The following is an 8,899-nucleotide window of genomic DNA, read 5'->3' as shown; positions in this document are numbered from 1 at the left end:
CCGGGCTGGAGTCACCTGGCAGATGTGTCTGGCGTCGTGCACCGAACCGTCCGGTCCAGGAACTGCCGGATCTGACTATTCTTCCAGCGGACGATCCCGATACCGGATGCGTCGCCGAGGTGTCCCAGCCATCGCAGAATTGGTAGTACGACGGTAGCGTCATGGAAGTCCAGGTGCTTTGTCCCGGGTGCTGTCATCTCGTGGAACTCGGCCTGTGCGGTGTCCCGTGCGAAATCGTTGCTACCCGAGTTCAACTCACTGTAGATCATCAGGTATGGAATGCTGAGTGGGTCGTGGGGGCGTTCACTGTAGAGCCCGCCATCGATGTTGATGGCTGCGGCGCACCGGTTGTCGATCTTGCTGAGCTCGCTGGCGACCGCCCCACCCAGAGATAGCCCCATTGTGGCGATCGGCCGCCCTGACCCCAGTTCGTCGGTGGGATACCCGGGAATAGTGGCCAGGATGGTGGGAAGTCGATCAAGCACATGCTGTGAGTCTTCGGTACGTCGGGCAACGACGGTAGCTGTGCTGGTGCTCAACCGGTAGAGCTCCGCAGAGATTCGGGCGCGCTCGGATCGGGTGAGCCTACCCCGCAGCTCGCGGTTGATCTCCTGGATCCGGCTGGCTGTGGCCGGGGCGACGGCTGCGTCCGTTTCCTCCAACTCGGCACGCTGATCGATGTGCCTGACACTCACCACGACATAGCCGTGGCTTGCCAACGATTCCATCAGGAGCGAGTTCTCCGCGGTGATGGACACGAGCCCGGGCTGGTAGAGAACCACCGGCGCGGTAGTAGCGTGTCGGCTGGCGTGGGCGCCACGAATCGCATGCGTCCGTACCTGCTTCAGGTAGCCGGCGAGCCGCCGTAGCCCGGAGGGGATCCCGGGAGCTTCGTGGAATTCGGACCACAGGGCTTCGCCTTCCGAATGTCGTTGAGCCAGGTTTGCTTCCGCCGGGTACCACGTGGTGACGAAGAGTCGCCTGCGTCCCATGCGTGGTGCCGTCCTGACGTCACGCTCCTCCGTTGTCGTGATCACGCCGACCCCGAACGGGCCGTCGGGCTGCGGGAGGCTTGGAATGGGAAAGCCGACTACCAACGCGGCAGACACTGTCGACAACGCCAGAGCGACCAGCCCGCCGACGATGCGTACGCCAACGGGCAGTTCTGTGACGACAGCGACGCAGAGCCAGGCGACGGCGAGGTAGGCCGGTGCCATCTGCCACCGGGCGCTGTTGTTGACCAGGCGGAGGATGCTGAGTGCGGTCACCGCGACGATCGCCGGCAGCGTCACGCTCGTCGGAGCGGCAAAGAGGATCAGCGTCGTGGTGAGGGCGGTAGCAGTTAGAGTGGCGCGTTCGACAAAGGTCCACATCATCGATTCCGCCGGTCCGACGCGCCCGGGACGCGGGCGACACCGAGGTAGCCACATACGAAGTCGGCGAGTTCCTCGGCGAACTCGTCGGCATCGGTGGGAAGGTTCCAGCCGGACATCCCCTCTGGGTGAAGCAGGCGTCCCAGGAACATCAGGTTGAAGAAGTACGCAGTCATGCTGGCCGCTCGGGCCAGGTCCGAATGGCGTATCTCGTCGGCGTGACCCTGTAGCAGTGAGCGAAAGCCGGACACGGCAACCTCCTCCCGGTGCCGCCAGTGCTCGTCGAGCAGGTCCGGGTGCAACCGAGACTGGAGGTAGGCCGGCTGCATGACATAGCGCAGGTCCTCGGATTGACGCCATGCCGCACGGCCGACATGGACGAGTGCCTCACGCAGCGAGGTGTGGCTGCTCGGCACGGGGTTGTCCCGGGAGAAGTCGTCCCACCAATGCGTAACCCGGCGCAGGTACAGGGCGACGAGGATGGCGACCGAGGCGTTCTGATTGTCGAACCGCTGGTAGACCGACGCCACGGACACACCGGCCCGGTTGGCGATCTGCGCGACGCTGATCTCGTCGAAGTTCTCTTCATGCAGCAGTTCGTCCAGTGCGGTGATGAGCTTGTCCCGGGTCTCGCGGGAGCGCCGCTGCGTGGCGGGTTTGGTGCCGGGCGACGCACCGTCCACAGAACTAAACATGACTCAGGTTTACCTTATCCCTGGAGGAATCTCAACCGACTCGCCTGGCTGGTAGTTCGAGGTTGCGGTGGAAAGCCGGATGCGCGGCGAGCGCTGCCTCGACGTATGGCGAGACGAGTTGCAAGTAGATCCGGACGCCTTCGCCCGCGCCCTGCACGACGCGTTGATCACCTACCCGGGCGCGGGCGTCGCGGTGGCCGCGCACCGGCTGGGACGCCTACGGCCGTTGCAGTGCTAGCCGGCAGCAGCTTCTGCTGATCCGCTGCGGGAACGAGCCCGAGCCACCAGCCGGGTCACCTCCGCCACGGTGGCCGGGCCCGGATTGACCACACTGACCCAACCCCGCACGGCGTAGACCGGATGGGGCAGCAGACGGTCCGTCTCCGCGAAGTCGAGCCGGTCGCGGTGTACGTGGAACTCCTCCGGGCCGTAGCCGAACAGGTTGCGGAACTCGGTGCGTCCCACCTCGATGCTCAGCCGGTACCGTCCGGGGTCGGCCAGGCGGGACCCTTCGTCGAAGCCCGGGACGTCGTGCCCGACGATCGTGGCGAACGGTCGCACCCGGTCCGCGCCGGTGAAGAAGAACCGGTCGCCCCAGGTGTGGGGCGGGTGCTCAGGGCCTGGCAGGATCCGGGTCTCGGTCACCCCCGTCAGGCCGGCGATCCGGGCCGCGTCGGCCGCCCCCGGTTCGGAACCGATGTGCAGGATCGCGTCGCACGTCCCGACCGTCGCCGCTTCCAGCGACGACAGCCCGAGCAGGTCGGCCGCGCGTTCACGTAGCTCGTCGCCGGTGGGCGGCGGAAAAATCCCGGTCTCGGCGCCGAGTTGGTGCTCGTAGGTGCCGGGCTCCGGCGGCCCGAGACCCAGCGGCCCGCTCGCCCCGAGACTGCCGGCCACGTACACGTACCTCCTGCCGAGCGAGGCAGACACGATCGAGCCGGCGCCGTTCCACTGGAAGGCCAGGTCCTGGCCCTCCCAGTGGCTTTCCCACCGGCCCGGGTGCCGTTGCAGGTGGAGGTTGTGGGCGGAGACCAGGACCGGCCCCCGGTCCCGTTCGCGGGCGAGGATGTCCAGCAGATTTTGCGCCATCAGCGCATCCCGGACGGCGAGCAGGCCACCGATGCGCTGCGACTGGGTGCCCGGTACGGCCATCGCGCCGTGGTAGGTGAGCAGGCCGACAACCACGCTGGCGAGGACCGTGGCGCGGTTCCAGGACTCCGGCGATGTCTCCCGGACCAGGCGAGGCGCGTCGGCGTACAGCTGGGTGCGGAAGTCCTCGGCGATACCGCGTAGCGTCGTCGCCTCCCGTGATCGGCCGGGAGATCGCGTCGCGTCGTACATGATTTCGGGAGCGGTCCAGCGCTCCTCAGCGCCGACGAGGCCGTCCAGGTCAGAGACGGTTTCGCCGAGGTAGTCGCGCAGTTCACGCAGGATCGGCCCGGGACTGGGTGCGCCGGTGATCTCGGTGGGGGCATCGAAGCCGTGGAAGGTGACGCGCTCGTCGGGCGGCAGCTTCTCGTTGTGGGCGCGCAGCCAGTCGACCAGTTCGCGGCTGGCGGGGTGGGTGCCCCAGCCGTGGCTGATGCCGGTACTCAGGTCCACCTCGTCGCGGCGACCCTGCACGTAGTCGTTGACGGCGAGCCCGGCGGCCCGGTCCGATTCGATGGCGATGGACCGGAAGCCGTGACCGACGAGGGTTTCGAGGATCCGATTGCGTAGGTGCGGGAAGGCCGGCTCCCCGTGGTAGGGCTCGCCGATCGCGAGCAGCCGCGGCCGGTGGGCGCGGACAAGGGCCTGCAACTCCGTATCGAAAGCCATGACCTTAACCATATCGTTGAACCTTCGATTTAAACTATGGCCATCGATAACCAGGAGATTTGCTGTTGAAGTTTCAAAAGGCGGTTTACCGTCCGGTGGATCTGGCCCGGGTGCACGGGCTCTCCGCGCAGGCGGTCCGCAACTACGAGGCGGCCGGAGTGATCCCGCCGGCTTCGCGGACGCCGAGCGGCTACCGCAGCTACACCGACAACCATGCGGGCGCGCTGAGCGCCTACGTCGCGCTTGTTCGGGGGTACGGCTTCCAGCCGGCCGGGGAGATCATGAGATCGGTCCTCCGGGGCGACCTTCCCTCCGCCCTGACTGTCGTCGATGCCGCCCACGTCCTGCTGCAACGCGACCGGGAGACCCTGGACCAGGTCGCCGCGGCGGCCGTCGTGCTGGCGTCCGGATCCACCTCGGCCGCGCCCGGTCCGGCCGCGTCGGTCTCCGTCGGTGCACTCGCCCGCCGGCTCGGTGTCACCCCAGCGACGCTGCGTAAATGGGAGCGGGCGGGGATCCTGGCCCCAGCCCGGTCCCGGACCGCGCGGGTCTACTCACCCGAGGACGTACGGGACGCCGAGCTCGCCCACCTCCTGCGACGCGGGGGCTACCTGCTGCACCACATCGCTGCCGTGATCGAACAGGTGCGCGCCGCCGGTGGGGCCGGCCCACTGGCGGCGTCGATCGAACAGTGGCGGGAGCGGATCGCCGCCCGCGGCCGGGCGATGCTCACCGGATCCGCTCGCCTCGCGGACTACCTCTCCTACCTTGAGCTGACTCGCGGTGACATCGCCACCTCAGCTATGGACTCACCAGGCCAGCACCCGGCGGGCTGACTCGTACTCCTTGGTCAGCTCGTCGTCGATGCGAGACGAACGCTGCTGGGTGAGCACCACCGCCGGATCGTGCCGCTCAACGCCCTCGAGCATCAGGTGGCGCAGACCGGTGGGTGGATGAGAGGAGAACAGCGACGCCTCCTCGCGGCCCGACAGCTGCCGCAACAGTGGCAGCTGGTCGGCACTGGCCGCCAGCGACTCGGCAACCGCCGCCTGCCACCGTTGGGGACCGTGCCCCGCCCTGGACTCCCGGCGTACGGCGAGCGACATTGACTCGATCCGTAGCGCGGCATCCAGCAGGCTCGTCGCAGCGGCTGTTCCCGCGGCCTTCGCAGACATCTCGTCAGCCAGGTACTCGGCCCGTTGACTGTCTCGAAGCGCCACGCACACGAGTGCCACATGCAGCACGAACAACAGACGAGACAGCGGGTATTGGATGACACGCCCAAGGGCCGCCCCGATCCACTCGATGAGGCCGGGGGCGGTCGACGGCGCCGGGCGGAGAAGGTCCGCCGCGGAGCCGAGGGTGGTGAACGCCGGCTGGGTGAGCAGCATCCGCCGCGGGTCGCCGTTGACGAAGTGGCCGAGTTCGTGACCGAGCAGGGCGACGCGTTCCTGCGGTGCGAGGGACCCCCAGTACGGCAGTCCGAGACACAGCACCCGACGGCGGATGCCGATCGTTGCCGCGTACGCGTTGAAGTCGGCGTTGACGGCGATCACGTCGGGAGCCGGCGCCCCCACCGCCTGCGCCACCTCGTCAACCAGGGCGAAAAGCTCGGGTGCGCGGTCTCGACGGAGGACGTCGGCGTCGGGGTCGAGCCGCCCGAAGCGGGGCCGTAGTCCGACGGCGAGGGCGAGCAGAGGAACCGCCAGCAGCAGCGACGGGCTCGGGAAGGAGAAGGCGAGGAGCAGCCAGATCCCGGTGACAGCGAGGGCCACCACGCCCAGGAACAACAAGCAGGATGCGGTGGCGGTGACGACGGCGGCTGCGCCGACGCCACTACTGCCCAGCGAGCGCCCGAGTAGCCGGTCACACTGGCGACGGGTCATGCGGTACCCGATGTCATGGATCCGTCGGTCCAGCCAGCGCCAGCCGAAAAACGGGCCGATGCGCTCAGCGTCGTACGCTTTGAGGTTCCACTCGCAGGCTGGGCACCACGGCAGGGCCTCACGCGGAGCGACTGTGGCAGTGCCGCATTCCGGGCAGGTGTCACCGATAGCCCTTGTATCGATCATGAGCGCTGATTCTGCCGACCAACACTGGCACCTGGTACTGCCCGTTCGGCCGATCTGCCGGCGGTTAAATTCCGTGCGTCCCGGGTACCGGGTGGCGTACGACGGCTGGTCGGTTTGCCAGCCATTCCTGGCGGGTGATCGCGTACTCGACCTCACCGTGTTCGCTGCCGGGCAGCGGGGCGTCGAAGTCCAGGTGGAAGGTGCGTACGTAGTCCAGCCCGACCGCGGCCATGGTCGCGCGCGAGGGCAGGTTCACCGCCATCGTCTCGGCGAAGATGCGGTGCAGGCCCAGGTCGGCGAAGCCGTGCCGGATCAGTTCCCGGGCGCCCTCGCTGGCCAGGCCCTGACGCCAGTACCGGCGCAGTAGTCGGTAGCCCAACTCCGCCTGCCCCTCGACCGGCCCCTGATCCGCACGCTCCGGCGGCTGCAGAATCCACCATCCGACAAACGAGCCCGCCACCAACCCGGCCCAGAAACCGAGGCCGGGAACCACCGACGCGGTGGCGATTCGCCGCCGATGCGCCTGCTCCACCTCCGCCCGCTGCCGCGGCCGGCCTAGATAACGCATGACTTCCGGATCTGCATCGAGCTGGACCTCACCCTCCAGGTGATCGTCGCCCAACGGCACGAGTTGGATTCGCGCGGTCCACAAGGTCGCCTGGGTCACGAGCGGCATACTGCCCTGGTCGAGCGGCTCACCTCAATCGATTTCCGCTGCGCGGTTGCGTCCAGGGAATGCTGGGTATCGGCAGCGGGCGGTTCGGCGGTGGCACACCGGACAGACGATCCTCACTCGCCGGAGGCGTTGTGGCCGGCGCCTTTGGTTGCCGCCTCGTTGTCCAGTTTTCCACCTGGGTGCACCTCGGCCGACGAGCTACCGGTTGCTTCCTGCTCGGCCAAGCCCGCAGGAAGTGAGCCGCCGAGGAGATTGGTGCCGTCACTGTAAGGTTCTTTCGGTATCGTGAAGTATCACAACTCCATGATCGATTACCGATAGAATCTTCCCCTGCGACTAACTAACCTCCACGCAGGTTTAGTTACCACACCAAGCCTCACTCGGCGACATCATCAACCGATCACGCAATCACCGGTAGTTCACGCCATACGAATTCATGTAAGCGAACTCGTGGCAACGTGCCTCCGATCGGCCATTGTGGCCGGACAAGCTACCATAAGCAGTATATTCGCTTCCGCTGTTCTCAGTGCAGCGCACAAACTGCTGGAATTGATTCCAGTTGCCGCCGTTGCAGATTGACCACCTCAAGCCGCCATACGAGCCCAGCGAAGTGCCTCCAAGGGTGCACGACTGTGCTGAATCGGCAATCATCGAAGTATCTGGCTATCCTCCGCCGTGGCACGCAGGTCACCCGGACCGCCGAGGGCGAGGGGAGGCCGTGCACCTCCATCGCGGTGCCACCCCCAACCGGCCACCACGAAGGCTCCTATAATCGACGAAGTCAGAGGTTCTGCTGCACCGATACACCGATCGCCGCCGCTGCCCGACTCCACACGTCGGCCCAGGAGTTGGCATGACGTCGCAACCGGCTCCCGTCTTCGACCAGCTCCTGCTTCGTGACCCGCACCGGCGGTACAACGCGCTGCGGGACGAGGCTCCGGTGCATCACATCCGCACGCCAGACGGCGCGCCCGCGTGGCTCGTCACCCGCTACGACGACGTACGAGCGGCATTCACCGACCCGCGTCTGTCGGTCGACAAACGCCTCAGCAGCACCGATGGTGAGCACGGTTCGTCGCTGCCCCCCGAGCTGGATGCGCATCTACTCAACCGTGACCCACCCGACCACACTCGACTCCGACGTCTCGCAGCGGCCGCCTTCACCCCTCGCCGCGTCGCCGACCTGCGCCCCGCGGTGGAGCGGATCGTCAGCACGCTGCTGGACGGTCTCGTCGGCCACGACCAGGCGGAGCTGATCGGCTCCCTCGCGTCACCGTTGCCCCTGCAGGTCATGCAGGAACTCCTGGGCCTGCCCACCCAGACCAGCGTCGACTTTCGGAGGTGGACGAACACTTTGCTCTCCGCCGACGCCAACCAGCCCGCCCAGTCCCGATCGGCCATGGCCAACATGCGCCGCTTCCTGGTCGAACAGCTGGCACACAAGAGGGCACGGCCCGGCGACGACCTGCTGACGGGTCTCCTCGCCGCCCGTGAGGACGATGACCGGCTCACCGACGACGAACTCGTCGCGATGCTCTTCCTGCTGATGTTCGCCGGCTACGACAACACCGCCGCGCTCATCGGCAACGTAGTCCACGCGCTGCTCACCAACACGGAGCTACCGGCGGCGGTACGCACCGGGTCGCTGGCCCTCGACGAACTCGTCGACGGTGTTCTGCGGTGGAACCCCTCCTTCCCGCTGGCAGTACGACGATTCGCCCGTGAACCCATCACCATCGCCGGCCAGACGATCCCCGCCGGTGATCGCATCTGGCTCTGTCTGGCCAGCGCGAACCGCGACCCCGCACAGTTCACTGCACCCGACACACTCGGTACGACCGGCATGCGGCGCCCGCACCTGTCCTTCGGGCACGGCATCCACTACTGCCTGGGCGCACCACTCGCCCGGCTCCAGACGACCGTGGCCGTCACCATCCTGCTCGACCGTTTTCCCGGGATCCGGCTGGGACTGCGTAGATTTCCGTGTTTGACCTGGGTGTGGTCCGTTGGACAGGACGTTGATCCTGTCCAGGAAGGACCACGTCATGGCAGACAAGAAGAACACGGTTCAGCTTCCGCAGCCGTCGGCGGCGGAGGTGGAGTTCGCGTAGCAGCTGGTCGAGCGGGCCAAGGCCGATGGAGTCTCGTTGGTCGGTCCGGGTGGGCTCCTCGCGGGGATCACCCGCACGGTCCTGGAATCAGCGCTCGACGCCGAACTGGATGCCCACCTCGACGAGGTCGGCGTCGACGAGGAGTCGGGTCGGC

At 67.2% G+C, this 8,899-nt stretch carries 7 protein-coding genes and 1 pseudogene; 3 read left to right on the top strand and 5 right to left on the bottom strand.

Annotation, left to right across the window (positions count from 1 at the left end; all coding sequences use genetic code 11):
- Window positions 1-11: 11 nt before the first annotated feature.
- Complete coding sequence (locus K228_RS0123230) at window positions 12-1,373, bottom strand: alpha/beta hydrolase (RefSeq protein WP_025617371.1); 1,362 nt, start codon at window positions 1,371-1,373, stop codon at window positions 12-14.
- Entirely contained in the window at window positions 1,373-2,068 is a 696-nt protein-coding gene (locus K228_RS0123225; RefSeq protein WP_029723363.1) for a TetR/AcrR family transcriptional regulator, read from the bottom strand. The genes K228_RS0123230 and K228_RS0123225 overlap by 1 nt, the downstream gene beginning before the upstream one ends.
- 79 nt (window positions 2,069-2,147) lie before the next feature.
- On the opposite strand from K228_RS0123225, the gene K228_RS30490 reads away from it, so the two are divergent.
- The gene (locus K228_RS30490) at window positions 2,148-2,306 is read left to right on the top strand and encodes a hypothetical protein (protein ID WP_188116248.1); all 159 of its coding nucleotides are present in this window, start codon (window positions 2,148-2,150) and stop codon (window positions 2,304-2,306) included.
- On the opposite strand, the gene K228_RS0123215 is transcribed toward K228_RS30490, so the two are convergent.
- Window positions 2,303-3,886 (bottom strand): DUF6194 family protein, encoded by a 1,584-nt coding sequence (locus K228_RS0123215; RefSeq protein WP_025620546.1) that lies wholly within the window; start codon window positions 3,884-3,886, stop codon window positions 2,303-2,305. The two genes, K228_RS30490 and K228_RS0123215, sit on opposite strands and share 4 nt — an antisense overlap.
- A 59-nt stretch (window positions 3,887-3,945) precedes the next feature.
- Between K228_RS0123215 and K228_RS0123210 the strand changes: the two genes are divergently transcribed.
- Window positions 3,946-4,722, top strand: a complete 777-nt coding sequence (locus tag K228_RS0123210; protein WP_025620545.1) for a MerR family transcriptional regulator — start codon at window positions 3,946-3,948, stop codon at window positions 4,720-4,722.
- Here the strand turns inward: K228_RS0123210 and K228_RS0123205 are convergent.
- Both K228_RS0123205 and K228_RS0123200 read right to left on the bottom strand, forming a co-directional pair.
- Complete coding sequence (locus K228_RS0123205) at window positions 4,696-5,958, bottom strand: M48 family metalloprotease (RefSeq protein WP_025620544.1); 1,263 nt, start codon at window positions 5,956-5,958, stop codon at window positions 4,696-4,698. The two genes, K228_RS0123210 and K228_RS0123205, sit on opposite strands and share 27 nt — an antisense overlap.
- Window positions 5,959-6,022: 64 nt before the next feature.
- Window positions 6,023-6,634 carry a GNAT family N-acetyltransferase gene (locus K228_RS0123200; RefSeq protein ID WP_029723923.1) on the bottom strand — a complete coding sequence of 204 codons (612 nt, stop codon included), beginning with the start codon at window positions 6,632-6,634 and terminating at the stop codon, window positions 6,023-6,025.
- Between the two features lie 853 nt (window positions 6,635-7,487).
- Here K228_RS0123200 and K228_RS0123195 point away from each other — a divergent pair.
- Window positions 7,488-8,606: pseudogene (locus K228_RS0123195) on the top strand (cytochrome P450 family protein); the annotation flags it as partial.
- Window positions 8,607-8,899 lie beyond the last annotated feature (293 nt).

The sequence above is a fragment of the Salinispora cortesiana genome (assembly GCF_000484695.1).
GTDB classification, from domain to species: Bacteria; Actinomycetota; Actinomycetes; order Mycobacteriales; family Micromonosporaceae; genus Micromonospora; species Micromonospora cortesiana.
This window is presented reverse-complemented; position numbering and strand designations above follow the sequence as displayed.

What these genes read in the sequence shown, in the direction of transcription:
- K228_RS0123230 (WP_025617371.1), bottom strand. Translation starts at nt 1,373, where the DNA reads ATGTGGACCTTTGTCGAACGCGCCACTCTAACTGCTACCGCCCTCACC.
- K228_RS0123225 (WP_029723363.1), bottom strand. Translation starts at nt 2,068, where the DNA reads ATGTTTAGTTCTGTGGACGGTGCGTCGCCCGGCACCAAACCCGCCACG.
- K228_RS30490 (WP_188116248.1), top strand. Translation starts at nt 2,148, where the DNA reads ATGCGCGGCGAGCGCTGCCTCGACGTATGGCGAGACGAGTTGCAAGTA.
- K228_RS0123215 (WP_025620546.1), bottom strand. Translation starts at nt 3,886, where the DNA reads ATGGCTTTCGATACGGAGTTGCAGGCCCTTGTCCGCGCCCACCGGCCG.
- K228_RS0123205 (WP_025620544.1), bottom strand. Translation starts at nt 5,958, where the DNA reads ATGATCGATACAAGGGCTATCGGTGACACCTGCCCGGAATGCGGCACT.
- K228_RS0123200 (WP_029723923.1), bottom strand. Translation starts at nt 6,634, where the DNA reads ATGCCGCTCGTGACCCAGGCGACCTTGTGGACCGCGCGAATCCAACTC.